Raw genomic sequence first — 25113 nt, 5'->3', positions numbered from 1 at the left:
CATTTGAATGCCCGACGGGTCGGGGGGCGATGATTGGGCTATTAGGGAAAGACCACCGTCAGGCGGTGGAGGCGCCCTGCAGGACGTCATGCCCGGCAGGTTCCACCGCAGCAACGGCCTGGTCATTTGCGGTGAAGAAGCGGTCGCACAGCCAGCCGGTCAGGTACAGCCAGGCTCCGATGCTGAAAAACGGGATCAGCCCCGGAAGCACGCTGCTGGCGTACACGACGGCCGCGGAAACGAACAGCAGGATGACGGTCCCCGCAAGATGCCGCACGGCGAACCGGGACGACACCAGCAGGTATTGCGGCAACGGCAGTTGGTACCTGGCATACATGGGGAACACGTAGCAGATGGCCCCGGCCAGGAAGATGGCTGCGACAACCAGCCCCACCGCCATGAACTGCGCGAAGATCCCGCGGCCGCCCGAAAAGTAGTTCCAGTTCAGGACAAGCGCGGCCACCACGGCCATGACCGGAAGCGAGAGTGCATTCGCCTGGCCAAAGTTCCGGAAGTATCCAGCAGCGAAGCTCCGCAGCAGCGGTCCACCGTCGCCCCCGGCCCGCTTGCGCACCACGATCTGGGCCGCCGCCGTGGCGGGGCCGGCGCCGAGGACGCCGAGGCCCAGCAGGGTGAACGCGATCCAAAGCAGGTTCAGGCAGGCAATCCATACGAGCGTGTCAAAAAACGAGTAGGCACGCGCGCTGAAGGTTCCGGACAGCATGGCACGGCTCCCTTCTGTTTCTCCATCGTTGCAGAGGCGAAAGCGGAACGTGTCCCGCATCACGCTGTTAATCGGTTTCTCGAAAATGTAAACCCGCCGCCACTCCATGGTCAAGCGATAAATTGAATCGTTACATAGCTGGACTCTTGGAGGCGGCATGCCGCACACTGAAAGGCGGAAAGCGCTTGCTGCCTTAATGCTGGCGCCTCAGACGCTGGCACCCGTTGATGGTGCTGCAGGCCAGAACGGAGAACCATGGAAACGGCAATGAAAGCCGCCGGCAGCGAGGCCGGAACAACCATTACGCCGGCGGCAAGGGTTGCGCTGGTGGGGGTACACGGCTTTGGCATCCACCACCTCCGGAACCTCGAACGGCTCCAGGCTGGCGGCCGCATTGACCTTGTTGCCGTGGCGGACCCGCAGCCACCAGCACCCGGTGCCCTGCCGCCGTCGACCGCTGTTTACCCGGGCCTTGATGACCTCCTCAGGGCAACCCGGGACCTGGACCTGGTCATCGTTGCCACGCCCATCCAGACCCATGCCCCGCTGGCCCTGGCCGCCCTGGCCACGGACGCGGAACTGTATCTGGAGAAGCCGCCCGTCGCCTCCCTTGCGGACTTCAACAGGCTGCGCGAAGCCGCCGCAGTGTCGGGCCACGGAGTCCAGATCGGCTTCCAAAGCCTCGGCTCGCACGCCCTGAAGGCCATCGAGGAGCTGCTGGCCGCCGGAACCATTGGAACCTTGGAAGGCATCTCCGCCACAGGCCGCTGGGTCCGGGACCGGGCCTACTACAAGCGCTCCCGCTGGGCCGGGAAACGCAGGATCAACGGCGTGGACGTGGTGGACGGCGTGGCCACCAACCCGCTGGCGCACGCCGTGGCAACCGCCCTCCGGATTGCCGGGGCGCGCACCACGGCCGACGTGGCGTCTGTGGAAACGGAACTGTACCGCGCCAACGACATCGAATCTGACGACACCTCCGTGATTCGGATCCGCACGGCGGCCGGCCTGCCCATTACCTGTGCCCTGACCATTTGCGCCTCGGAGTCCGTTGAGCCCTACGTGACTCTCCATGGCTCTGCCGGCACCGCCGTTTTCCACTACACCGAGGACCGGCTCATGGTTGAGGGCGCGGCAGGGCGCACGGAGGAAACGTTTGGCCGGGACGACCTGACGGAGAACCTCCTGGCCCACCGTGCCCAGGATGTTCCGCTCATCAGCAGCCTGGAGGACAGCGGCGCCTTCATGCTGGTGCTGGAAGCAGTCCGCACAGCACCGCTCCCCACCCCCATCGATCCCGCCTACATCCGTTGGGAGGGTGGGGGGGACGCGGCGCACGCTGTCGTGGAGGGCATCGAGGAAGCCCTGGAGCAAGCAGTCCGGCAGCATGCCACCTTCAGCGAACTGGGGCTGCCCTGGGCTGCATCCGCTCCGGTGTCTTTTGATGTGCAGGCCTGCTGATGGTGGACCAGGCGGGACTGAAGGAGGCAGCAACCGGGAATCCAACCCAGCCACGGAGCCCGGGCCAGTTGTACGCCGCCAACCTCCTGACGGACGGTCTTGCCCACTGCCTGACGGCGGCCCCGTCCCCTGTGTTCGAATGGCAGCTGCGGCAGGATGACGACGGCGACCCTGCCCTTGCACGGCAGACGGGCCATGAGCTCGAGGTCCGTGACGTCCACGGCGGCGTTGTGTGGAGCTCCGGACAGGTGGCATCCGCCGCCCAGCGCGGTATTCCCTACGGCGGACCCCAACTCGAGGACGACACGGACTACACGTGGCGGGTGCGCATTATGGACGCAGCCGGTGTTCCGGGGCCCTGGTCAGACCTGCAGCCGTTCAGTACCGGCCTCGCTGACAACTCCTGGCAGGCCGGCTGGATGGGCCGCGCCCCGGGTGGACGGGCGCCGCTGGAGATCCTCAACCGGGCGCTCCGCGTGGCTGGGTCGCCGTTCCTGCCCCTTCCCTCCCCTGTACTGAGCAGCTTCCGGCTTGAAGCGAGGCTCCGTCCCGTGATGGGCCGCGCCGGGCTGCTCCTGCGCAGCAGCGGCGCCGGAACGGGCCTGCTGGTGGAACTCGACGCCGCCGGACAGGTGCTGCTCCGCCGCGCCCCGGGATGGGAAATCCCCTCCCCCACTGCACCGGAAACCAAGATCCTGGCGAGGGCAGCGGCACGCGTCCAGGCCCGGGAGGGGGCCACCGGATTATGGCGGAACCTCACCGTCAGCGACGATGGCCGGACCATCCGGGTTGCCCTGGACGGGGTGGAACTGCTGGCGGTTGACGAGCCCGCCGCTGCGGATGAGGCGGGGGTCCTTGCTTTGCACCAGGGCCCTCGAAGCCAGGCTGAGTACGCAGAGTTGCGGCTTACCGACACCACTCCCGGGCAGCCCGAAGCCCTCGTGTTTGACCATCGCTTCGACATGGACGATGACCAGGGCCTTTCCTGCCTGGCCGATTGGCCGCGGACCACGGCACACCGCCAGCCTGACGAATGGACCCTGTTCCGCGCCGCGCTCCGGCTGTCCGGAACGGTGCGGCGGGCGCGGCTCTACGTCGCCGCACACCACCACGCCCAGCTCTCCGTGGCTGGAACGCCGTGCCTGGACACCACCTCGTTTGGCTACCCCGGTGAGGGCTATTACGACGCCGCCGACATCACGGAGATCCTCGCGGGACAACCGGCTGGCTCCACAGTTCCGGTCACGGCACTGCTCCACTGGTACGGTCCGGGCCAGGGCCGGGCCGCAGGCGTCCCGGGACTGCTGGTCCGCCTCACCGTGGACTACGATGACGGCCGCCGCGATGTCCTCGTCTCCGGCCCAGGCTGGTCCGCCGGTGAGGCGCCGTACCGCCAGTCCGGCTACCGCAACGACGAGGGCGATCCGGTCGAACACCTGGACGCGCAGGCCGCAGCGTCACTCGACGTGGCCGATGACCCGGCTGCCGCCGTGGTCACCGGCCGTCACCCGTCGTCGGACTTTCCCCGGCTGCACCCCCGCCGGACGTTCCTTGCCGGCGGGTTCGTGGCGCCCCGGCAGTTCCTGACTGCCGATGACGGCACGATGGTGGCGGACTTCGGCCAGGTTCTACCCGCCCGCCCGGAGGTGGATTTCCTGGACGGCGTATCCGGCCGCACCGTGATGCTCCGGGCCGGCTACGCCCTCCGCACGGACGGCAGGGTGGACGCCGGAAAGACCGCAAGCCAGAACACGGACATGTCCTTCCCCTATACGCAGGCGTCAGGGCCACAGCAGTTCCGCGCCTCGGTGCACCTGGGTTTCCGCTACCTGGAGTTGCCTGGCATCGAAGCCGCAGAAGTGTCCCGCGTGGGTGCCCTTACGGTCCACGGCGCCCATCCTGGTGAAGGCAGCTTCAGCAGCTCTGATCCCGTCCTGGACGCCGTCTTCGGGCTGCTCCACGACTCTTCCCTGTACGGGGTGCAGGAGCAGTTCGTGGACACTCCCACCCGGGAAAAGGGCCAGTTCCTGGCCGACGCCGCCAACATCTCCTATGCCACCATGGCGCTTTTCGGTGAGCATGCCTACACGGCGCAGGCGCTGCGCGAGTTCGCGTGGTCGGCCCGCCGCTACTGGACTTCCAGCAGCGAAAAGGGGCGTTATAACGCCGTCTACCCCAACGGCGACGGCAAGCGCGACATCCCCGATTTCTCCCTGATGCTGCCGGAATGGGCCGGGGAGTACCACCTGCGCACCGGGGACCTGGACCTGATCAGGGAACTGCTCCCCCACCTGCGCGACACGGCTGACTACGCGCTGCGCCACATTCCCACAGAAGGTCCGACGGCGGGGCTGGTCACCAGGCTGGGCGGCGGCTCCGGGCCCTACCTGCACGGCATCGTGGATTGGCCGGCGCCGGGTCGGTTCGGCTACGACATGGAGTGCGTGGCCAAGACAACGGTCAACGCCCAGGCCTACTCCGCGTTGGTGTCCACGGCACGGCTCTGCAGTGTGGCCGGGGACGAGTCCGCTGCAGTCCGCTATGCCGCGGCTGCGCGCACCCTCGCCAACGCCATCCGGACCCGCTTGCGGGTGGACGGGGTCATGGTGGACGGGCTCCATCCCGATGGCACGCCCAGCTCCCACGCCTCCCAGCATGCAACCTCCTTCCCGCTGTCCCTGGAAATCACCGGGGCTGCGTACGCGGCAGCCGATGCCGCCCGGATCGCCGGTATGGGCATGCGGCAGGGACCCATGACGGTGCACCGGCTGGTCCGGGCCCTGCTGGGCCAGGGCAGGACGGACGCGGTGCTGGACCTCATCACCAGCAAGGACCAGCCCGGCTGGGCGCGGCTCCTGGACCGGGGCGCCACCTTCACCTGGGAAGCATGGGACCTCGAGGACGGCACCGACTACAGCCAGTCGCATGCCTGGTCCGCGTCCGTCATCAAGGAAATCCTCGAACACCTGCTGGGCATCCGCTACACCGCGCCGGGTGGCAACGACGTGCTGATCGAACCACCCCTGTGCCGGCTGGAGCATGCCCGCGGAAGCGTCCCTGTGGGCAACGGTTACGTGCATGCGAACTGGCGGCGCCGCGGCGGCCTGGTGGAGCTGGAGTGCACAGTCCCGCCCGGAACCACTGCCACGGTCCGGCTGCCTGCCGGCACCTACGGGTTGAAGGGGCCCGGGACCTTTAGCGACCAGGGTGCGGATGCAGCCGTCGTAGTTTCCGCTGGGGAGGACGGCCATCAAGCGGGCGGCACCGGGGACTTCCGCGTGCACACCGGAACCTGGACCTTCACCCCGGCTTAAACCCTGGCCTGCCGCCGGCCGTGCCGCCACAGAAGTAGTCCCACCACGGCGGCGGAAAGCATGCCCAGGGCGCCGGTGGCCACCAGGCCGGTCCGGACGCCGAACTGTTCAGTCAGCCAGCCTGCCAGGAGGCCGCCGCACGCGTGGCCGCCCAGCAGGAGCGGCAGGTACAGCGCCATGACCCGGCCACGGATGGCGGGGCCGGCTTCGAGCTGGACGGCAGTGGCCGCGCTGGTCAGGAACAGCAACGTCATCATGCCCACCACCACCAGCATGGCCACGAACAGCACCAGGGTGGGCATCAGCGCGGCCACCAGCTGGGACAGCCCGAAGAGGCCGGCCGCGGCGACGATGCCCCTGCGGCCCATGTTTCCCAGCCGGGCCGCCAGGAGCGCGCCGGCCAGGGCTCCAACGGCGCTGACGGTGTTGAACAGGCCGAAGCCCTCCACCCCGTTGTGCCACACCTGCTGGGCGAACGCGGCAAGGACCACCGGCCCGTTCATCCCGAAGGCGCCCAGCAGCCCCGCCAGCAGGATGAGGAGCAGCAGGCGTGGCCGTTCGCGGACGTACCGGAACCCGGCGAGCACCTGCCCGCGGCCCCGTTCGGCGGGCGTACCGGGGTGCAGTTCGTGGAGGCGGACGGCGGAGATCAGGCCCAGCACCACCAGGCCAATCACCGCGTTCGAGGCGAAGGCGGCGGCCGGTCCGGCCTGGGCAATCAGCACACCGCTGAGCGCAGGCCCGGCCATGGCGCCCAGCTGCGACAGCGCGTTGTTGAGTCCGATGGCGGGGCGCAGCGCGGCGTCGCCCACCACCTCGTTGACGAAGACCTGCCGGGTGGGCTGGTCCACCGCGGCGGTGACGCCCAGGGCAACGCAGCTGGCGTAGACCACCCACACGGTGATGGTGCCGCTGGCAGCCCAGGCCGCGAGCCCCAGGCCCAGCAGCACGATGATGGACTGGCACGCCATCATGATCCGGCGTTTGGGAAAGAGGTCCACCACCAGTCCGGCGAGCGGACCCAACACCAGCATGGGCAGGAATTGGAGGGCGACGGCGGCTCCCACCGCACCGGGGCTTCCGGTCAGCTGCAGCACCAGCCAGTCCTGGGCCAGGCGCTGCATCCACACGCCGAGGCTGCCGGCCAATTGCATGGCAAGGAAGAGGCGGTAGTTGTGCTGTTTTAGGGGGTGGTACCAGCGGGGCTGGTCGATTCGTTCGGGTGCTGCCTGTGCTGGACGGGTGCGTCGGGACGGCACGGTCAGCGTTTAATGCGGCCGGAGCGCAATTTTACTGCGGCGGCGGCCAGGATGAGGGTTCCGGGGACCACGACGAACAGTGCGGCGAGCATCCAGACGAAGACGACGGCGCAGAACAGGGCGGCGGCGAGCAGCAGCGAGCCGGTCCAGTCGCGGAGGGAGATCGCCTGCCCGGCGTTGAGGGCCTGGCGCCAGGTGTCTTTGCCGCCGGCTACGTGGGCTGCACTGTCGGATCCTGTGTAGTCGGACCAGGCGGAGGCGGTGCGCAGCAGCACGATGGCGGCACCGGCGGCAAGGATGAGCGTGGCGGGAAGGACCAGGCCGCGGCCCGGGAGCTGCCCCACCCATGCGAGCAAAAGGTTGAGGACAATCACGACGGCGGCTGCCGCCGTCGTGATGCCAAGTTTCCAGCTGCCGGGCAGGGCGGCCTTGAACAGCCCCCACAAGCCGCGGATGGAATCGTCCCGGCCGTTCAGGTGCCGCTCCAGGTGGGCGGTCCCGGCGGCGTAGGCGGCCGGGATGGTGACGAGCGGGAGGGACAGCACCAGCACCAGCACCCCTGCCAGGAGGGTTTCGGAGAACAGGGCGAACCGGTTCACCGGGATGGGTTCGTGGCCGGATGCGGGTGTGGTGCTGTCCATGACGCTCATTTTCGTCCTTTGTTGCTTTTAGCCTTTGAGGCCTTGGGTGGAGACGCCTTCGACGATGTACCGCTGGAAGATCAGGAAGAAGATCAGCACGGGGAGCAGGGCCAGGACGGACATGGCGATCATGGCGCCATAGTCCGAGGACTGGGTTTGGTCCACGAAGAGCCGCAGGGCCAGCGGCAGCGGGTACTTGTCGGGGGTGTTCAGGTACAGCAGCGGGCCCAGGAAATCGTTCCAGCTCCAGATGAAGGAGAAGATCGAGGTGGAGATCAGGGCCGGTTTCATCAGCGGCAGCATGATGGAGAAGAAGATCCGGGCGTGGCCGGCACCGTCGATCCGGGCCGCCTCATCCAGCTCCGTGGGCAGGCCGCGCATGAACTGGACCATGAGGAAGACGAAGAACGCGTCCGCGGCCAGGAACTTGCCGATCAGCAGCGGCACATACGTATCCACCAGGCCCAGCTGCTGGAACACGATGTACTGCGGAATGATCACCACGTGGAAGGGCAGCAGCAGCGTGGCGATCATCATGCCGAAGAAGATGCTGCGGCCGGGGAAGTTTATCCTGGCGAACGCGTACGCCGATACGGACGCGGACAGGATGGTTCCCACCACCGCGCCCAGGGCCAGGATCAGGGAGTTGGTGAAGAACTGCAGGGTGGACACGCCGCCGATGCCGTCCATGGCCGTGACGAAGTTGTCGAAGCTGAAGTTGTTCGACCACAGCGACGTGTTTTGCCCGCCGATTTCCGAGTTGGGCTTGAACGACGAGGCGATCATCCACAGGCCCGGGTAGAGCACGATGGCGGTGAGGATCAGGGCCACGGCGTGGAAAATGACGCTCTTGGCCCGCTTGGCGCCAACCGACTCTGATTTCGGGTTGTAGGCGGGGGCGGTGTCCGGGGTGGACTGGGTGGGGGTTGCCATGGTTGTCATCGTGAATCACCGCTGTAGTGGACCCAGGACTTGGACGTGCGGAAGAAGATCAGCGTGATGATGCCCACCACGACCACCAGCAGCCATGCCATGGCCGAGGCGTAGCCCATCCGGAAATCGCTGAAACCGCGCAGGTACAGGTAGAGGGTGTAGAAGAGGGTGGATCCGGCGGGGCCGCCTTCACCGTTGGAAATGATGTACGCCGACGCGAAGATCTGGAACGCATGGATGGTTTCCATCAACAGGTTGAAGAAGATCACCGGAGACAGCATGGGCCAGGTGATATTGAAGAACTTCCGCACCGGGCCGGCGCCGTCCATCGACGCTGCTTCATAGAGCTCGCCGGGAATCTGCTTGAGCCCGGCCAGGAAGATCACCATCGGCGCGCCGAACTGCCACACCGTCAGCAGGATGAACATAGGCATGGTCATGGCGGGGTTGCCCACCCAACCGCCCAGGTTGATCCCGAAGAAGGACAGGCCCTGGTCCACGGGACCGGAATCGCCGAACATCGCCTTCCAAACGATCGCGATGGACACGGACGCACCGATCAGCGACGGAGCATAAAACGCCGACCGGTAGAAGCCCTGGCCGCGGCGCTTGCTGTTCAGCAGCATGGCCACCGCCAGCGCCGCCGCGAGCTTCAGGGGCGTACCGAACACCACATAGCCCACGGTCACGCCCACGGACTGGAGGAACCGTTCGTCCTGGAACAGGGTGGTGTAGTTGTCCAGGCCAATCCACTTGGGCGGCTCGAACAGGTTGTAGTTGGTGAACGACAGGTACAGCGAGGAAATCATTGGCCCTACCGTCAGGGCAATGAATCCCAGCAGCCAGGGCAGCAGGAAGGTGTAGCCGGCACGGGCGTCCGCCCCGTTGCGCTTCGATGTGCGAAGCTGCGCGGGGGCGGACGACGCCGAACGCCTGCTCAGTGTTGGGCTTGAAGTCACGAGTTCATTCCGTCAGTCGTGGGGACCAGGGTGGGCATGGCGGCCGGATCAGCCGTTTTGCTTGATGAGGTCTTCGGCTTCCTTGAACCAGGCATCGGTTGCACCGTCGACGGTGAGCTTGCCGTAGTTCAGGTCCGAGGCAATGCGCTTGAAGGAGGATTCAAGCGTGCCGAAGCCGACGATGGGCGGCTCCGGGGCGTCCTTGAGGTACTTCTCGATGGACTTTTCGTAATCGACCACCAGCTTGTCGGTCCCCTCGAAGGTGGTGCCGTCACGCTGGGTCTTGGAGGCGGGAACGCCGCGGGAGGTCTTGAAGATCTGGCCCACCTCGGGGTCATTGACCATGAAGTCGATGAAGCGGGCGGCTGCGTCCTTAAACTTGGTCTTGGCGCTGGCCACCATCAGCATGGAGGGCTTGAGGAACAGGCCCAGGTTGTCAGGGTCATCGGACGGAACGGGGACCAGCTTGAGTTCCTTGGCTCCGCTGTCACCCAGGTACCCGGCCATGAAGTTGTCCCAGGTCACCTCGGTGGCCGTGGCGTTGGAGCCGAACGGCGACTTCGGCGCCAGCTGCGTCACCCGGTCCTCGGGGATGATGGCACCCGTACCGCGCAGGTTTGCGGTGAGGTTCCACCACTTCTTCAGGTCGTCCTCGCTGAAGCCGAGCTTGCCCTCGGAGGTGAAGGCCTCGATCTTGTTCTGGCGCAGCCAGATGTTGAACATCCACCAAACGCCGGTGTAGTCGGTGCCGCCGTAGAGGGCGCCGTTGCTCTTGGTGCCCACCTGGGTCAGGAAGTCGTTGAATTCCTTGTAGGTCCAGGAGCCGTCCGGTTCGGCGATGCCCAGGGAGGCCAGCTTGGCGGGGTCGTAGTAGACGGCGAAGGCGTTGGTGCTGGTGGGGATGCCGTAGGTTTTGCCCTTGATCTGTCCGGAGGGCAGGAGGGACTTCTCGAAGGCGTCAGTGTTGATCTTGACCGTGCCGAGGTCCAGGAGCTGGTTGCGCTGGCCGTAGTCGCGCAGGTAGGACAGGTCCCACTGCATGACGTCCGGCAGGCCGCCGCCGGCGGCCTCGGTGGCGCGCTTCTGCCAGTAGCCGGCGAAGTCGGTGAAGTTGCCGTTGACCTTGATGTCCGGGTTCTTCGACTCGAACAGGGCGATGGCCTTGCGGGTACGCTCGGCGCGGTCGTCGTTACCCCACCAGGTGTAGTTGATGGTGACGGGCTTGTCCGCCGAGCCGGTCTGGCCGGACGAGCCGGATCCGTTCCCACAGGCCGACAGTGCTGCTGCCGATGCGGTGCCAATGGCGACGGTTGTAAGGAAATGCCTTCTGTTGATCATGGGAGCCTCCTTGCTCAATGGGTGTTTGCCATTTCTCGGTCTACAACACGGGTAGTGAGCTGGCTTACACTGCTTCTGAAACGATACAATAGCGACATTCCCAGGATTGGGCAAGCGTTTTCCAAACGTCTGACATCAGCCCTGTTCCATCTTCCCAGCAGACAAAGGAGTCCTATGACACGGCAGGCAACCCCCGGAGAGCCGAGCATTTGGAACAACGTCCAGGGCATCGCCTTCGGCGGTGACTACAACCCCGAGCAGTGGCCTGCCAGTGTCCGGCTGGAGGACCTCGAACTCATGCAGGAAGCCGGAGTAAATTTCCTCAGCGTGGGGATTTTCTCCTGGGCACTGCTCGAACGGGCAGAGGGCCAGTATGACTTCGGGTGGCTGGACGAGGTCATGGACAACCTTGCTGGAATCGGGGTGAAGGTGGCCCTGGCCACCGCCACCGCCGCTCCCCCGGCCTGGCTGGTCCGCAAGCATCCGGAAATCCTGCCGGTCACGGCTGACGGGACCGTGCTGGGGCCGGGCTCACGGCGCCACTACACACCGTCGTCGGCCGTTTACCGCCGCTACGCCACCGGCATCACCCGCGTCCTCGCCGAACGGTACAAGGACCACCCGGCCCTGGCACTGTGGCACGTGGACAACGAACTGGGCTGCCACGTATCAGAGTTCTACGGCGAGGAGGATGCCGCCGCCTTCCGCGCCTGGCTGGAACGCCGCTACGGGAGCATCGAAGCGCTCAACGCCTCCTGGGGCACTGCGTTCTGGTCCCAAAATTACGGTTCCTTTGATGAAATCCTGCCGCCCGCCGTCGCTCCTTCCACCCTGAACCCGGGCCAGCAGTTGGACTTCCAGCGGTTCAACTCCTGGGCGCTGATGGACTACTACCGGGAGCTGGTGGCGGTCCTGCGCGAGGTCACCCCGGACATCCCGTGCACCACCAACCTGATGGCCTCCAGCGCCACCAAGTCCATGGATTACTTCGACTGGGCCAAGGATTTGGACGTCATCGCCAACGACCACTACCTGGTGGCGGCGGACCCTGAACGGCACGTCGAACTCGCGTTCAGCGCGGATCTCACCCGTGGCATCGCGGGCGGCGACCCGTGGATCCTGATGGAGCATTCGACGTCGGCCGTGAACTGGCAGCCGCGCAACCAGCCCAAGATGCCCGGCGAGATGCTGCGGAACTCCCTGGCGCATGTGGCCCGCGGGGCCGACGCCGTCATGTTTTTCCAATGGCGGCAGAGCTTTGCGGGGTCGGAAAAGTTCCACTCGGCCATGGTGCCGCACGGCGGCCGGGACACGCGCGTGTGGCGGGAAGTGGTGGAGCTCGGCGCCGCGCTGAAACGGCTGGAGCCGGTGCGCGGTTCGCGGGTCCAGTCGCGTGCGGCCATTGTCTTTGACTACGAGGCGTGGTGGGCCAGCGAAATCGATTCGAAGCCCAGCGTGGACGTGAAGTACCTGGACGTGCTGCGGGCCTTCCACCGCTCCTTGATGCTCCGCGGCGTCACCGTGGACATGGTGCATCCCTCCGCGCCCCTGGACGGGTACGACCTGGTGCTGGTGTGCACGCTGTACGCGGTCTCCGATGAGCACGCGGCCAACATTGCTGCAGCGGCTTCGGCCGGGGCCACGGTCCTGGTCAGCTACTTCAGCGGGATCGTGGACATGCAGGACCATGTGCGGCTGGGCGGCTATCCGGGGGCGTTCCGTGAACTCCTGGGCGTGCGGGTGGAGGAGTTCCACCCGCTGCTGGCCGGGTCGCAGCTGAAGCTGAGCGACGGTACCGCGTCCTCGGTCTGGAGCGAACATGTCCACCTGGCGGGCGCGGAAGCAGTGCAGACCTTTACCGAGTACCCGCTGGAAGGCGTGCCATCCCTCACGCGCCGGGCCGTGGGTTCCGGAGCCGCCTGGTACCTGGCCACTTTCCCTGACCCCGATGGCATCGGCTCCCTCGTGGACCGGCTGCTGGCTGAGTCCGGGGTTTCCCCCGTTGCCGTGGCCGACACCGGCGTGGAGCTGGTGCGCCGGCGTTCGGCCGACGGGCAGGGCTTCCTGTTCGCCATCAACCACACGCGCGAGGACGCCTCTGTGGCTGCCGCCGGCACGGACCTGCTCACGGGAGAGCCGTTCGCCGGCGTTGTCCCGGCAGGTGGCGTGGCGGTGGTCGCCGAAGGCTAGGCTTCAGCTTCAGGAAAGCACTAAGGCGCCAAGAGGTACGACGGCGGCGCCCTCCCGGGTGCCGCCGTTTTGCTAATGCGGGGTCAGCCCTAAAGCCGACGGTGCTGAGTAGGCATCGAAATGTTAGGCCAGGTGCCTCTTGGCACAACCTTTCCGGAATCGTACCGTGGCACGATGTCGATCTTCGTGGAGGCGGTTGGGGCTGTGGTCCAGGCCCTCGCAGAGGTAGCCGCTGAGCTCCTGTGCTGGAACCGGGAAGGGAAGCAACGGGACGACGAATCCGCCAGCGCGTCGCAGAAAAAGGACCCGGACTGAACGTTCTTCCTCTGCCACCCTTTCTGGCCTGACGGCTTCCGCCTCTCCTTCAGCAACTTTCCACATAGGAGATACGGGCCGTCGGAATTGTCAGTGGGTGCTGGAAGACTTTGGTTATGGAAGCAGTTGTGGGGACGGCGGGATTACTGGAGGCGGAGCCTCTGGGGCTGCCTGCTGCCGATGTGTTTCTGTTTCCACCCGCTGTTCCGGGAGTTGCTGCTGCCGCCCCTTCAATTGCTGATGTCCTGAGCCTGTTGGCTCGTGTTCCTTTGGCTGCCGATCCTGCTGGGATGATCGATCAGCTGCGCGGCCTTGAGGACCTGAAGTGCCTGGCCGGTGCACGCCAGGCCGATACCGCTGTTGCTTTTGATCTTCAGCAGCGGCGGGAGCAGGCCGCGGCCGGTGTCCCTGCTAATGAGCAGGGTGCCGGGGTGGCGGCGCAGATCGCGCTCGCGCGGCGGGAGTCCCCGGCTAAGGGTTCCCGGTTGCTGGGACTGGCCAAGACCCTTCCCGGGATGCCCCATACGTTCGCCGCTTTTCGGGCCGGCTTGCTGAACGAGTGGCGGGTCACGCTGGTGGTGAAGGAAACCATCTGCCTCTCCCCGGAGGACCGGGCCGGGGTGGATGAGGAACTCGCCGCCGACACCGGCGCCCTGGACGGCATGGGAGACAAAGCCGTAATCGCCGCGGTCCGTGCGGCGACGTACCGGCGGGATCCCGCCTCGGTTGCGAAGCGGGCTGCCCGGGCCGTGGGTGAGCGGTGCGTGACCCTGCGCCCGGCGCCGGACACCATGGCCTACCTGACCGCGCTGCTCCCGGTCGCCCAGGGTGTCGCCGCGTACTCCGCCCTGGCCAAGGACGCCGACGCGCTGCGTTCTGCCGGGGACGACAGGTCGCGGGGGCAGGTCATGGCCGACACCCTCGTCGAGCGCGTCACCGGCACCCCGGGCGGGATCAACGGGGTGGAGATCCAGCTCGTCATGACCGACCGCACCCTCCTCCAAGCCGACGCCGAACCCGCCCGGCTGCCCGGTTACGGCACCATCCCCGCAGCCTGGGCACGGGAACTCACCCTCACAGCTGAATCCTCGACAGGAACGCCCGCAACAGTCCCCGGCCCCAGCAGCCCCGGTTCTCCAGCCCCTGCCGGCACCGCAATGGCGGCCAAGACCACCACCGTTGAAGCTACGGAGGTAGCCCTGGACGCTTCCGGCCGTCACAACCTGAAGCTCTGGGTCCGGCGGCTCTACACCGCCCCCGGTACCGGCGAGCTGGTGGCGATGGACTCCAAAGCACGGATCTTCCCGGCCAGCCTGAAACGCTTCCTCCAGGTCCGGGACGATACCTGCCGGACCCCGTACTGCGACGCCCCGATCAGACACCACGACCACATCACCGCCTGGCACAACGGCGGACCCACCACCGCCGCCAACGGCCAAGGCCTCTGCGAAGCCTGCAACCACACCAAAGAAACCCCCGGCTGGACGGCAAAACCCGTCCCCGGCCCACGCCACACCGTCGCAACCACCACCCCAACCGGCCACACCTACCACTCCACCGCCCCACCACTCCCCGGAAGTGCGTCGGCGAGACCGGACATCGGGGCTGGAATCAACACGTCGAGGAATGACGGTAGGCAACTCCGTCGCGCTCTCTCGCGGGGAAGGCAACTGGGCTACTCCCCAGGGCCACCGGGTGGGCCGCCGCGACCAACCGTCCAGGTGTTGGGGCGCGTCATCCGGCCCGGCATGACCTGACCTGACGGCTAACTCCGTGTCGGTGCGACCAACCAGCAGGCCTGTGGCAGGCAGGGCGGAGTGGCAGATACTGGACTGGTGATTCGACCAGCCCAGACGGCGGACCTCAAGCGCATCCAGGAGATCGAGACTGCCGCCGGTGAACTTTTCCGCACTGTAGGCATGGATGCGATCGCAGATGACCCGCCGCCAACCGTGGAAGAGCTGAACGCGTATGTAGCCGCCGGGACCGCATGGGTGGCAACCGATCCGGCGGGCAGGGTTGCCGGATACATCCTGGTCGAGATGCACGGCTGCTGGGCCCATATCGAGCAGGTCACGGTGCACCCGGAGCACGGCCGCCGCGGAATCGGAGCCGCGTTGATCGCGCAGGTGGACCAATGGGCGGTGGAGCGGGGACTTGAGCGCCTGTCGCTGACAACGTTCAGGGATGTGCCGTGGAACGCCCCCTACTACCAGCGGCTCGGCTTCAGGCATCTCCCCGGCACGGAGCGCCCTGCCTGGCTCCGCTGCGTTGTGGAGCGGGAGAAGCGGCACGGGCTGGCTTCGTGGCCGAGGACAGTGATGTCGCGCGAGGTCACCGCAGTGCCCTCCGCTTAAACAGCCCTGCCCCGGGAGGAACCATGTGGTTACCTTCCGGAGCAGGGCTGCCACCCGCCGTCGAACGTCTGGATTGGGAGGCGTCCCTCCAGACTGCCCGGAGCCGTATTGGCGGTGTGAAGACTTACTTGCTGATGGCCGACTTCATCTCATCGGTTGCCTTCTTCCCGGCATCTTCCGGGGACAAGCGCTCGAAGAGGACTTCAGAGGTGTAGCGCTTGATGATCTCCTGGATGGCACCGGCGCCCTTCGGCGGCGGCGCGGGGGCCTCACCGAGCTCATCCTTGATCTGGTCGATGAAGTTGACCACCTTGACGTCGGCCGGGGTCAGTTTCGGCTGGATGGCTGCCCGGACATCGGAGTTCGGGTACACGCCGCGGTCGGCCAGGAGTGCCTCGCCCGCCTTGACGTTGTTGGTCAGGAAGTTGATGAACTTTGCGGTTTCCTGAGGGTGCTTGGTGCGTGAGGAAGCAGACCAGAACTGCGACGCCTTGTACCAGAGCTCGGCGTCAGCGGCCGAGCCCGTCTTGGTGGGGAAGCGCAGGATCTTCAGGTCCCCGCCGCTGGCCTTCTCCAGGGCAGGGGCCTGGTTGGACCACCAGAAGGCCATGCCGTTCTTGCCCGTCGCCAGTCCGCTCTGGTCAAGCGGGGCAGCCTCGGCCTCCACCACCTCGGACGCGGAAGGCACCGCCTTGTCCTGGCTGAGCTTCTTCAGGAAGGCCCACCATTCGGCAATGTCGCCGGGCTCAAAACCCAGGTTGCCGTCGGATGTGTACAGGGATTTGCCGTTCTGCCGGAGCCACACGCCCAGGGAGGCCTCGTCGGTTCCGTAGGCGGCCGCACCGTAGGTTCCCTTGGGCGACTTGGCGGTGATGTCGGCGGCGATCTTGCCGAAGTCCTCCCAGGTCCACTTCGAGTCGTCCGGAAGCGGGACACCGGCGGCTTCGAAGACCTTCGGGTTGGCAAGGATGGTGGCGGCGTTGATGCCTGCTGCGATGCCCGTCAGGCCCTTCTCGCCCTTGCCCGCGTTGAGTGCAGCCTCATCGAGCTTGGAGGTGTCGATGTCGTACTTGGAGAGGTCCAGGAGCGCGCCGCGGCTTGAGTACTCCGTGATGTACTTTTCGTCCATCTGGATGACGTCGGGGGCATCATTGGCCGCAACCTGGGTGGCCAGCTTGTCCCAGTAACCGCTCCAGTCGCCGAACTCCGGCTTGATCTTGATTTTGGGGTTCTCGGCCTCGAACTGCTTGATGGCTTCCTGCGTGAGCTGGGCGCGCTTGTCGCCGCCCCACCAGGAGAAGCGGAGCTCGACGGTTCCGTCCGCGTTCTGCGGGGCTGCTCCCCCGCCGCAGGCGCTGAGTGCCATGACGGCGGCCACTGCGGCAGCAACGGCGCCGGCTTTACGGGTTCGGCCTTGGCGGCCGTGGCGCGATGCGCCTGAAATGGGTGCCCCTGCCCGCTGCTTTGCAGCAGCTGCAGGACGGGGAAAAAGCGGCACTGGGTACTCCGATCTTCTTTGATCCAGGTGCGGGTGGTGTTCCAAGTGGGGACTTGGTCCGGCAGCAACAGAGGCTGGCCGAAAATATCGTGAAAGCGCCTTCTCCTTCTGATACTACAAGTGCGAAACTTGTAGTACAAGATGCGCGGCCAACAGTTCTGAAAGATTTCGAGCGGCGTGGGCAAACGAAACGGCCCGCCACAGGACGGGCCGTTCGGGATGTGAAGTTGCAGCGCCGGTTACTTGATGCCGGTGGTGGCAATGCCCTTGATAAGGAACCGCTGGCCGAACAGGAATACCAGGAAGACCGGCAACAGGGACACGATCGACATTGCGAACAATGAACCCCAACTCGTAGCCGACTGGGAATCCACGAAGGCCCGCAGCGCCACCGGAACGGTGAACATGTCCGGGTCCGTGAGGTAGATCAGCGCGCCGAAGAAGTCGTTCCAGGTCCAGATGAAGGTGAAGATGGTGGTGGTGGCCAGGGCCGGCACCATCAGCGGCAGGATGACCCGCAGGAAGATGCGCGGATGGCCTGCGCCGTCGATGCGTGCCGCTTCATCGAGTTCGCGGGGAATGCCGCGGATGAACTGCACCATCAGGAAGACGAAGAACGCATCCGTGGCCAGCAGCTTCGGCACCAGCAGCGGCCAGAAGGTGTTGACCCAGCCGATCTGCGAAAACAGGATGTACTGCGGAACGATCACCACGTGGAACGGGAGCATGATGGTCAGCAGCATGATGCCGAAGAACAGCCGCTTGCCGGTGAACTGGAGCCGGGCGAAGGCGTAGGCGGCCATGGAGCACGACACCAGGTTTCCCAGGATGGAGCCGATCACCACGATCGCCGAGTTCAGCATGTAGTGGCCGAACGGGTGCGTCAGGGCCGACCATCCGGAGGTGTAGTTGCTCATTTCCAGGCTGTTCAGCCACAGGCCGGGTTCCCGGAAGATCATCTCGTTGGGGCGCAGCGAGGACACCACCATCCACAGGAGCGGGTAGATCATCAGGGCGCCGGCAAGGATGAGGATGCCGTGCTTCATCAGCGACTTGCCTCGCTGTGCCCGGCTGAAGGACAGGGTTCCCCGGGACTCGCGGACCCTGGGCTTGCGGTTGTTTGGCTTGCCGGCGCCGGTGGACTTCCTCTCCGGGGTGGGCAGCGTCTCAAGCTTAGTCGTCATAGAAAACCCAATACTTAGAAGCGATGAAGTTGATGGCGGTGAAGACACCGATGATGAGCAGCAGCACCCACGCCATGGCTGAGGCGTAGCCCATGTCGAACTGGCCGAAGCCCTTTTGGTAGAGGTACAGCGTGAAGAACATGGTGGAGTCCGAAGGCCCGCCGTTGCCGCCGGAGACGATGAACGCCTGGGTGAACGACTGGAAGGAACCGATGATCTGCAGCACCAGGTTGAAGAAGATGATCGGGCTCAGCATCGGAAGGGTAATCCGCCAGAACTGCTGGAGCGTGGTGGCCCCATCAACCTTGGCGGCCTCGTAGTACATGTTTGGAATCTGCCGCAAGCCCGCCAGGAAGATGATCATGGGGGCGCCGAAGGTCCAGACATGCAGCAGGATGATCGATCCCAGCGCCGTGCTGGGATCCGAGATCCAGCCCGGACCCTGGATGCCGAACATGGCCAGGACCTGGTTGACCAGGCCGGTGGTGCCGAAGATCTGCTTCCACAGGATGGCAACGGCCACGGACCCGCCCAGGAGCGACGGCAAGTAGAACACCGAGCGGTAGAACGGAAGGCCGCGCAGCCCCTTGTCCAGGACGAGTGCGATCAGCAGTGCCACGGCCAGCTGCAGCGGAACACCCACGAAGACGTAGGTAAACGTCACGCGGAGCGAGTTGTGCAGCCGGGCGTCGCTGAGCATGCGGGTGAAGTTGTCCAGCCCCGTCCATTCCGGCGGCTGGAGCAGGTTGTAATCCGTGAAGGACAGATAGAGGGACATCAGCATGGGGCCGATGGTGATGGCCACCAGTCCCACCAGCCACGGCAGGAGGAAGATGTAGGCGGCCTTGTTGTCCCGCCTGTTGGCCTTCTTCTCGGCAGCCGTGACTTTGCCTTTCCGCCGGGAAAGGGAGCTGAGCTCACTGATGGCGCTCACGGAAGCTGCTCCGTCCTGGGGATGTGTTTTGCGGCCATGTGGTCTCCTTTGGTCATCGTGGCCTCCACGTTGTTTCATCGCAGGGCGATGGGGGTAACCGGCACCCGCGTCCGGCCATGCTCCTGCCTGTGAAAGCTGAAGCGGTTCCGGCACCGCGGGGTCCGTTCGAATTGCGGCTCCGTACCAAAGTAAACGCTTTCTTGACTCCTGTATAGCCCTTTGTTAGTTTTTGAGAAAACGCTTTCTGTTACGGACGTCACTCGCGCACAACCTACCCGCCAAGGGGCACAACAATGAGGTTTGGTCTCAAGAAATCCGTCATGGGCATTACCGGCGCTTTTGCTGCAGCCGCCCTGGTCCTCACCGGCTGCGGCAGCAGCCCGCAAGCAGGAAAAGTGGGGACTGCCGAGGACCCCGTCACCATCCGGTTTGCCTGGTGGGGCAACGATTCCAGGGCCAAAACCACCATGGAGGTGATTAAGGCCTTCGAAGCCGCGAACCCCACCATCAAGGTCCAGGGCGAGAACACCGAATACAGCTCCTACTGGGACAAGATGGCCACCCAGATCGCGGGTGGAACCATGCCGGATGTCATCGCCATGAGCGGGGCCTACCCCAGCGAGTACGCCAGCCGGGGTGTGCTGTTGAACCTGGACAAGGTCAAGGACCAGATCGATACCTCGAAGTTTGCCGAGGGAACCGTGGATCTGGGCAAGATCGACGGCAAGCAGTACACCATCACCGCCGGCGTCAACTCGATGTCCATGGTCCTCGACCCCAAAGTCTTCGAGGCCGCCGGCGTGGCACTGCCGGATGACGAGACCTGGACCTGGGACGACTACGCCAGGATCGCGGCCGAGATCACCCAGAAGTCGCCGGCCGGAACCTTTGGCACCACGCCCATGGCCAACGACTCGTTCCTCGCAGTCTGGGCGCGCCAGAACGGTGAAGCCCTCTACACGGACGATGGAAAGAAGATGGGCATCAGCGAGGACACCCTGACCCGCTGGTTCGAGCTCAACAAGAAGCTGACGGAAACCGGCGGTGCACCCTCGGCCTCCCAGACCGTCGAGGACGGCTCGGCGCAGCCCGAAATGACCCTGATGGGCCAGGGGAAGCAGGGGATGAAAATTTCCTGGAGCAACCAGATGACGTCCTACTCCGGTGCGCCCCTGGTCATGGTGAAGCTGCCCGGTGAAAGCACCCGGCCCGGTTCCTGGCTGCGTTCCTCCATGGAATACGCCATCTCCTCCAAGTCGCCACAGTCAAAGGAAGCGGCCCTCTTCATCAACTACCTGGTCAACAACATGGACGCAGCGTCAAAGATCAAGAGCGACCGGGGCATGCCAGCCAACACGGAACTGAAGGCGGGCATCACTCCCTTGCTGAAGGAAACCCAGCAGAAGGAGGCGGCGTACCTTGACCGGATCGCCGGGATGAAGATTCAGGCACCCAAGCCGTTCCCGGCAGGCTCATCGGCCACCATGGAAGTTCTGAACCGCTACAACACGGATGTACTCTTCGGAAAGATCTCCCCTCGCGATGCCGCCAAAGGCATGATCTCCGAGGTCAACCAGAACCTCGCCTGATCCACCACGGCAACCAGCCACGCCACAGCACCGGAACTACCCAAGTAAGGAGGCCAGCCACATGACTCCAACAGCACGGCCCAGCGCGATCGCCGGCTATGAGGACTGGCCCGCCTACGTCCGGGACCATCAGCGCCACCAGGCCTCCAGCGCTGCGGCGCAGGAACTGTCAGACGCGCTGGGCGTCCCGGACCGCGGGGCACTTCCTGAGGTGACGGTGCACTGGGAGGAAACATACGACGGCGCCACCACCTCCCAGCTCAGCTGGCAGTTGGGCTTCGGTCCACGGACTACGGGCTGGCTGGTGAAGCCGGCCGGGAGTCTTGGTCCGCTGCCGGGCGTCCTGGCACTGCACTGCCACGGCGGGAACAAGTTCGGCGGGGCCGACCGGCTGGTGGAACTCCCGGACAACCACCCGTCGGCTGCCGCTGCCCGCGCAGGACACTATGACGGCCGCGCCCTGGCCACCGACATCGCCCGCCGGGGATTTGCCGTCCTGGCCCACGACACATTCGCGTGGGGCAGCCGCAGGTTCAACCTCGAAACTCCCCCATGGCGGACGGCCTCCGCAACAGCGGCGAGGCGGGCGCAGTGGCGGGAGGACGGCGTAGTGCCTTCCGAGGCGGAGGAATACAACGCCGCTGCCGGCTTTCATGAAGACACCGTTGCCAAGGCAGCCGGCCTGCTGGGCACCAGCCTGGCCGGCATGGTGGCGCATGACGACCTTGCCGCCCTGGACATCCTGGCAGCACTTCCGGACGTCGACCAGGACAGGCTGGGCTGCATCGGCTTCTCGGGCGGCGGCGGCCGCTCCCTTGCCCTCGCCGCCCTCAGCCCGCGCGTCCGGGCCGCTGTGGTCACCTGCATGATGACCACCTTCGAGTCGCTCTTCCCCGCCTACCTGGACGCGCACTCCTGGCTGCTGCAGACTCCCGGCCTGTGGAAACTGGGCGACTGGCCGGAGCTCACCTGCCGGGCGGAAACAGCACGCTTTCTGGTGCAGTACGCCCTGGCGGATGAGCTGTTCCCGGAGGACGGGATGCGCCAGGCGGACCAACTGCTGCAATCCCTGCACCCCGGCACGGACGCCTACACCGGCAGCTTCTGGCCGGGCGGGCACGTGTTCACGGCGGGCATGCAGGACGAGGCCCTCGATTTCCTGGCCGGGACACTGACCTCTTGACCCCCTTTCCAACAGCACCGAGGACCCACGTGACCACACAGCACCCAGCGGAATCCGCCCAGCAACAGCCGACCTCCACCGCCATCCCCCGGGTTGCGCTGGTGGGCGTGCACGGCTTCGGCGAGCGCCACCTCGCCAACCTGGCCCGGCTCGAGGCAGCCGGTGCCCTGCAACTGGTGGCAGTGGCCGATCCCCTTCCGCCGCAGGCCGGCACCCTGGCCGATACGGTTGCCGTCTTCCCCGATCTGGACTCGCTGCTGGCCGCACAGCCGGGTGCCGACGTCGTCATTCTTGCCACCCCCATCCAAACCCACGCGCCGCTGGCCCTCGCCGCGCTGTCCGCCGGGATGGACGTCTATGTGGAAAAGCCACCGGTGGCCTCCCTGGCGCAGTACGATCAGGTCCTTGCCGCCGCACAGGAGAAGGGACGCCTGGTCCAAGTGGGCTTCCAAAGCCTGGGATCCCACGCCCTGCCCGCCATCCGTGACAAAGTTGCTGCCGGGGAGATCGGCACCGTCCTGGGCATCAGCGCCACGGGCCAGTGGCTGCGGACCAAGGCCTACTTCAAGCGCTCACGCTGGGCAGGGAAGCGCAGCCTGGACGGCACCGACGTGGTGGATGGCGTGGCCACGAATGCGCTGGCACACGCCGTTGCCACGGGCCTGTCCCTGGCCGGCGCCCACACGCTCTCCGACGTCGCCTCCGTGGAAACCGACCTCTACCGGGCCAACCAGACCGAGAGCGACGACACCTCGGTGCTCCGGATCCGCACCGCCGGCGGGAACACCCTGCTGTGCGCCCTCACATTGTGCGCCCTCGAGCAGCTCGATCCCACCGTCACTGTGCATGGAACCCTGGGCGACATCACCCTCTACTACACGCGGGACGAGGTGGTGATCAGCAGCGCCGACGGCGAGCGCCATGAAACGTACGGCCGCACCGACCTGCTGGAGAACCTGCTGGACGCCCGCGCAACCGGGACGCCCCTGCTGTGCGCCCTGCAGGACACCGGCGCCTTCACCGCAGTGCTGGAAGCCATCCGCACCTCCCCCGCGCCGGCTCCGATTGATGCTGCATCCATGTCCTGGGAGGGCGACGGCGACGACGCCCACCCCGTGATCCAGGGCATCAGCGACCTGATCGGGCGCGCCATCAAGTCACAGGCAACGTACGCCGAACTTGGCGTCCCGTGGGCCCGGGCCCTCCCGCCGGTCCGGGCGCTGGCCTTGGATGGCCGGCCGGTGGCGGACTACCAGGACGGCAGCCACATCCGCGCCGTATCCTCCCCGCGCCCCTACCTGCACCCTGTCCGGACCCTCGGCGGCACTGTGGTCACGGACCACATGCCGCTGGACCACGTGTGGCATCTGGGTGTTGGGGTGGCACTGCAGGACGTGGACGGCGTCAATTTCTGGGGCGGACGCACCTATACGCGGAAGGCCGGGCAGTACATCTGGCGCCCGGACCACGGCAGCATCACGGCCACCGCTTCACAGCAGACCGACGACAGCGACGGGCAAAAGGGCAGGCTCCAGGAGACCCTGGAGTGGAACGGCCCCGACGGCTCCCCCGTCCTGGTGGAGGAACGCACCTGGGCGTGGTCCGCCGTCGCGCCTTCCATCTGGCGGTTGTCCGTGGACTTTGCCCTGTCCCCCGCGTGGGACAAGCCCGTCAGCCTGGGCAGCCCGGGCTCCAACGGCCGCTTCGAGGGCGGCTATGGCGGCTTCTTCTGGCGCCTCCCGGCGTGCGGGGAAGCGGCGGTGTGGACGCAGGCCGGCAGCGGCGAGTCGAAGACCCACGGCAGCGTCACGCGCTGGCTCGCTTGGTCCGGAAGGTTCGACGGCGGGCCGGCCACCTTGGTGTTCGTCGCCCCGGAAGGCTGCACGGACCCGTGGTTTGTCCGTGTGGAGGGCTACCCCGGCGTGGGACAGTCGCTCGCCTGGGACAGTCCCGTCTTGGCCCGGCCGGGAAACCCGGTACGGCGGCACATCACCGTTTTCGTGGCCGACGGAATCCTGGCCACCGCCGACGTAGAAGCGCTAATTAACCAACAGGGGGACCCGTCATGACGCAAACAACAACCACAGCCGCTCCCCCGAAGGAGGCACGGCGGCCGCCGGGCTCAAGGACGGACCGCACCATCAAGCGCCGCCGCGTCCTGGACATCCTGGACGCGGCCGGGCGGGACTCCCTGCTCCTGACCTCCAACACTGCCCTGACGTGGTACCTGGACGGCAGCCGCGTGCACGTCAGCCTGGCCGGCGACCCCATCGCAGCCCTCCTGGTGGACCGCGACGGCGACCACCTGGTGACGTTCAACAATGAGGCCGGGCGGATCGCGGCCGAAGAGCTTCCAGCCCAGGTCAACCTGCACACCGTGCCCTGGTACGGCAACCTGCACCAGACCGCCGCCGCCCTCGGAAGCAGTTACCGGCCGCCGCTCGCGGAAGCGGACGTCACAGCGCAACTGCGCGCTGCCCGCCAGCAGCTCCTCCCGGCCGAGAGCGCGCGGTACTCCCAGCTCAGCGCCGAGCTGGCTGCCATGATGACGGACGTTCTTTCCGCAGCGCGCCCGGAGACCACCGAGTTCGAACTCGTCTCGGCGCTGGCCGCCCGCGTGGTGGCGGCCGGCGCGGAGCCGCTGGTACTCCTGTGCAACGGCAGCTCCCGCAGCGATTTCCGGCACCCGTTGGCCACCCACGCCCCGCTGGGCCGTCGTGCCATGGCCGTGGTGTGCGCCCGCCGGGACGGCCTGGTGGCCAACATCACCCGCTGGATCAGGTTCGACGCCGGCACCCCGAAAGAGCGCGACGCCGAGGCCCGTGTCGCGGCCGTGGAAGCGGACATCTTCGATGCCACGGTCCCCGGGGCGCGCCTGGACAGGATCTTTGCCGAAATCCAGGCAGCGTACGCCCGGCACGGCTTCGGGGCGGACCAGTGGGAGCAGCATCACCAGGGCGGACCGGCCGGGTACGCGGGGCGTGATCCCAGGGTGACGTCTGCGGTGACCGACACTGTGGTGCTGGACCAGGCCTTCACCTGGAACCCGTCAGGCCCCGGCGTCAAGATCGAAGACACCGTCCAGCTCACGGAGTCCGGCCTCCGCGTCCTGACGGTGGACCCACGCTGGCCCATAAGCACCGTCAACGGGCTGGAGCGGCCGGTGACGCTGCAGCTGTAGGAAACGAGTTTCCCGGGCAGCAGAAAACCCCGGAGCCGAAAGGCTCCGGGGTT

The 25113-nt window shown here is 66.2% G+C and carries 19 protein-coding genes; 10 read left to right on the top strand and 9 right to left on the bottom strand.

Going from position 1 to position 25113, the window contains the following annotated elements; genetic code table 11:
* Positions 1–58 precede the first annotated feature (58 nt).
* The gene (locus FBY30_RS09785; RefSeq protein ID WP_142132706.1) at positions 59–724 is read right to left on the bottom strand and encodes a YesL family protein; all 666 of its coding nucleotides are present in this window, start codon (positions 722–724) and stop codon (positions 59–61) included.
* 255 nt (positions 725–979) lie between these two features.
* Between FBY30_RS09785 and FBY30_RS09780 the strand changes: the two genes are divergently transcribed.
* Together FBY30_RS09780 and FBY30_RS09775 are read left to right on the top strand one after the other, a co-directional pair.
* Positions 980–2185: a Gfo/Idh/MocA family protein gene (locus tag FBY30_RS09780; protein WP_142132705.1), complete on the top strand. Its 1206-nt coding sequence runs from the start codon at positions 980–982 to the stop codon at positions 2183–2185.
* Positions 2185–5499: a family 78 glycoside hydrolase catalytic domain gene (locus FBY30_RS09775; RefSeq protein WP_142132704.1), complete on the top strand. Its 3315-nt coding sequence runs from the start codon at positions 2185–2187 to the stop codon at positions 5497–5499. Before FBY30_RS09780 ends, FBY30_RS09775 begins: the two co-directional genes overlap by 1 nt.
* Here the strand turns inward: FBY30_RS09775 and FBY30_RS09770 are convergent.
* Genes FBY30_RS09770 through FBY30_RS09750 form a run of 5 tightly spaced genes read right to left on the bottom strand, consistent with a single transcriptional unit; the run spans position 5496 to position 10629 of the window.
* Complete coding sequence (locus FBY30_RS09770) at positions 5496–6758, bottom strand: MFS transporter (protein WP_142132703.1); 1263 nt, start codon at positions 6756–6758, stop codon at positions 5496–5498. The two genes, FBY30_RS09775 and FBY30_RS09770, sit on opposite strands and share 4 nt — an antisense overlap.
* 2 nt (positions 6759–6760) lie before the next feature.
* Complete coding sequence (locus FBY30_RS09765) at positions 6761–7408, bottom strand: Poxvirus protein I5 (RefSeq protein WP_142132702.1); 648 nt, start codon at positions 7406–7408, stop codon at positions 6761–6763.
* A gap of 18 nt (positions 7409–7426) precedes the next feature.
* Positions 7427–8341, bottom strand: a complete 915-nt coding sequence (locus FBY30_RS09760; protein ID WP_142132701.1) for a carbohydrate ABC transporter permease — start codon at positions 8339–8341, stop codon at positions 7427–7429.
* Positions 8338–9291, bottom strand: coding sequence for a carbohydrate ABC transporter permease (locus FBY30_RS09755; RefSeq protein WP_142132700.1), 954 nt, complete (start codon positions 9289–9291; stop codon positions 8338–8340). The genes FBY30_RS09760 and FBY30_RS09755 overlap by 4 nt, the downstream gene beginning before the upstream one ends.
* 48 nt (positions 9292–9339) lie before the next feature.
* Positions 9340–10629, bottom strand: a complete 1290-nt coding sequence (locus FBY30_RS09750) for an ABC transporter substrate-binding protein (RefSeq protein ID WP_142132699.1) — start codon at positions 10627–10629, stop codon at positions 9340–9342.
* 174 nt (positions 10630–10803) lie between these two features.
* Between FBY30_RS09750 and FBY30_RS09745 the strand changes: the two genes are divergently transcribed.
* The 4 genes from FBY30_RS09745 to FBY30_RS09735 all read left to right on the top strand — a co-directional run bounded on the left by FBY30_RS09745 (position 10804) and on the right by FBY30_RS09735 (position 15491).
* On the top strand, positions 10804–12819 hold the full coding sequence (locus FBY30_RS09745; RefSeq protein WP_142132698.1) for a beta-galactosidase: 2016 nt from the start codon (positions 10804–10806) through the stop codon (positions 12817–12819).
* A 174-nt stretch (positions 12820–12993) separates the two neighbouring features.
* A complete protein-coding gene (locus tag FBY30_RS20635; RefSeq protein ID WP_160141457.1) occupies positions 12994–13134 on the top strand; it encodes a hypothetical protein in 141 nt (46 codons plus the stop codon).
* A 290-nt stretch (positions 13135–13424) separates the two neighbouring features.
* Positions 13425–14891, top strand: a complete 1467-nt coding sequence (locus tag FBY30_RS09740; protein WP_442858277.1) for an HNH endonuclease — start codon at positions 13425–13427, stop codon at positions 14889–14891.
* Positions 14892–14969: 78 nt separating this feature from the next.
* On the top strand, positions 14970–15491 hold the full coding sequence (locus tag FBY30_RS09735) for a GNAT family N-acetyltransferase (RefSeq protein WP_142132696.1): 522 nt from the start codon (positions 14970–14972) through the stop codon (positions 15489–15491).
* Positions 15492–15615: 124 nt separating this feature from the next.
* On the opposite strand, the gene FBY30_RS09730 is transcribed toward FBY30_RS09735, so the two are convergent.
* The 3 genes from FBY30_RS09730 to FBY30_RS09720 form a co-directional block, all read right to left on the bottom strand.
* Entirely contained in the window at positions 15616–16989 is a 1374-nt protein-coding gene (locus tag FBY30_RS09730) for an ABC transporter substrate-binding protein (protein WP_142132695.1), read from the bottom strand.
* A gap of 239 nt (positions 16990–17228) precedes the next feature.
* Positions 17229–18173 (bottom strand): carbohydrate ABC transporter permease, encoded by a 945-nt coding sequence (locus FBY30_RS09725; RefSeq protein WP_142132694.1) that lies wholly within the window; start codon positions 18171–18173, stop codon positions 17229–17231.
* Positions 18163–19107, bottom strand: a complete 945-nt coding sequence (locus FBY30_RS09720; protein WP_142132693.1) for a carbohydrate ABC transporter permease — start codon at positions 19105–19107, stop codon at positions 18163–18165. Before FBY30_RS09720 ends, FBY30_RS09725 begins: the two co-directional genes overlap by 11 nt.
* A gap of 293 nt (positions 19108–19400) precedes the next feature.
* Between FBY30_RS09720 and FBY30_RS09715 the strand changes: the two genes are divergently transcribed.
* From FBY30_RS09715 to FBY30_RS09700, 4 genes are all read left to right on the top strand, one after another.
* Positions 19401–20696, top strand: coding sequence for an ABC transporter substrate-binding protein (locus tag FBY30_RS09715; protein WP_235009391.1), 1296 nt, complete (start codon positions 19401–19403; stop codon positions 20694–20696).
* A gap of 61 nt (positions 20697–20757) precedes the next feature.
* The gene (locus tag FBY30_RS09710) at positions 20758–21879 is read left to right on the top strand and encodes an acetylxylan esterase (protein WP_142132692.1); all 1122 of its coding nucleotides are present in this window, start codon (positions 20758–20760) and stop codon (positions 21877–21879) included.
* A gap of 29 nt (positions 21880–21908) precedes the next feature.
* Entirely contained in the window at positions 21909–23948 is a 2040-nt protein-coding gene (locus FBY30_RS09705; protein WP_142132691.1) for a DUF6807 family protein, read from the top strand.
* Entirely contained in the window at positions 23945–25060 is a 1116-nt protein-coding gene (locus FBY30_RS09700; RefSeq protein ID WP_142132690.1) for a M24 family metallopeptidase, read from the top strand. The genes FBY30_RS09705 and FBY30_RS09700 overlap by 4 nt, the downstream gene beginning before the upstream one ends.
* The last annotated feature ends 53 nt before the right edge of the window (positions 25061–25113 follow it).

It is taken from the genome of Arthrobacter sp. SLBN-83 (assembly GCF_006715285.1).
Classification (GTDB): Bacteria; Actinomycetota; Actinomycetes; order Actinomycetales; family Micrococcaceae; genus Arthrobacter.
The sequence above is the reverse complement of the archived record's forward strand: the minus strand, read 5'-3'. Positions and strand labels throughout refer to the sequence as shown.

Excerpts from the sequence above, each read along its gene's own strand:
- FBY30_RS09785 (WP_142132706.1), bottom strand. The coding sequence starts at position 724 with ATGCTGTCCGGAACCTTCAGCGCGCGTGCCTACTCGTTTTTTGACACG.
- FBY30_RS09780 (WP_142132705.1), top strand. The coding sequence starts at position 980 with ATGGAAACGGCAATGAAAGCCGCCGGCAGCGAGGCCGGAACAACCATT.
- FBY30_RS09775 (WP_142132704.1), top strand. The coding sequence starts at position 2,185 with ATGGTGGACCAGGCGGGACTGAAGGAGGCAGCAACCGGGAATCCAACC.
- FBY30_RS09765 (WP_142132702.1), bottom strand. The coding sequence starts at position 7,408 with ATGAGCGTCATGGACAGCACCACACCCGCATCCGGCCACGAACCCATC.
- FBY30_RS09760 (WP_142132701.1), bottom strand. The coding sequence starts at position 8,341 with ATGACAACCATGGCAACCCCCACCCAGTCCACCCCGGACACCGCCCCC.
- FBY30_RS09750 (WP_142132699.1), bottom strand. The coding sequence starts at position 10,629 with ATGATCAACAGAAGGCATTTCCTTACAACCGTCGCCATTGGCACCGCA.
- FBY30_RS09745 (WP_142132698.1), top strand. The coding sequence starts at position 10,804 with ATGACACGGCAGGCAACCCCCGGAGAGCCGAGCATTTGGAACAACGTC.
- FBY30_RS20635 (WP_160141457.1), top strand. The coding sequence starts at position 12,994 with ATGTCGATCTTCGTGGAGGCGGTTGGGGCTGTGGTCCAGGCCCTCGCA.
- FBY30_RS09740 (WP_442858277.1), top strand. The coding sequence starts at position 13,425 with ATGATCGATCAGCTGCGCGGCCTTGAGGACCTGAAGTGCCTGGCCGGT.
- FBY30_RS09725 (WP_142132694.1), bottom strand. The coding sequence starts at position 18,173 with ATGACGACTAAGCTTGAGACGCTGCCCACCCCGGAGAGGAAGTCCACC.
- FBY30_RS09715 (WP_235009391.1), top strand. The coding sequence starts at position 19,401 with ATGAGGTTTGGTCTCAAGAAATCCGTCATGGGCATTACCGGCGCTTTT.
- FBY30_RS09710 (WP_142132692.1), top strand. The coding sequence starts at position 20,758 with ATGACTCCAACAGCACGGCCCAGCGCGATCGCCGGCTATGAGGACTGG.
- FBY30_RS09700 (WP_142132690.1), top strand. The coding sequence starts at position 23,945 with ATGACGCAAACAACAACCACAGCCGCTCCCCCGAAGGAGGCACGGCGG.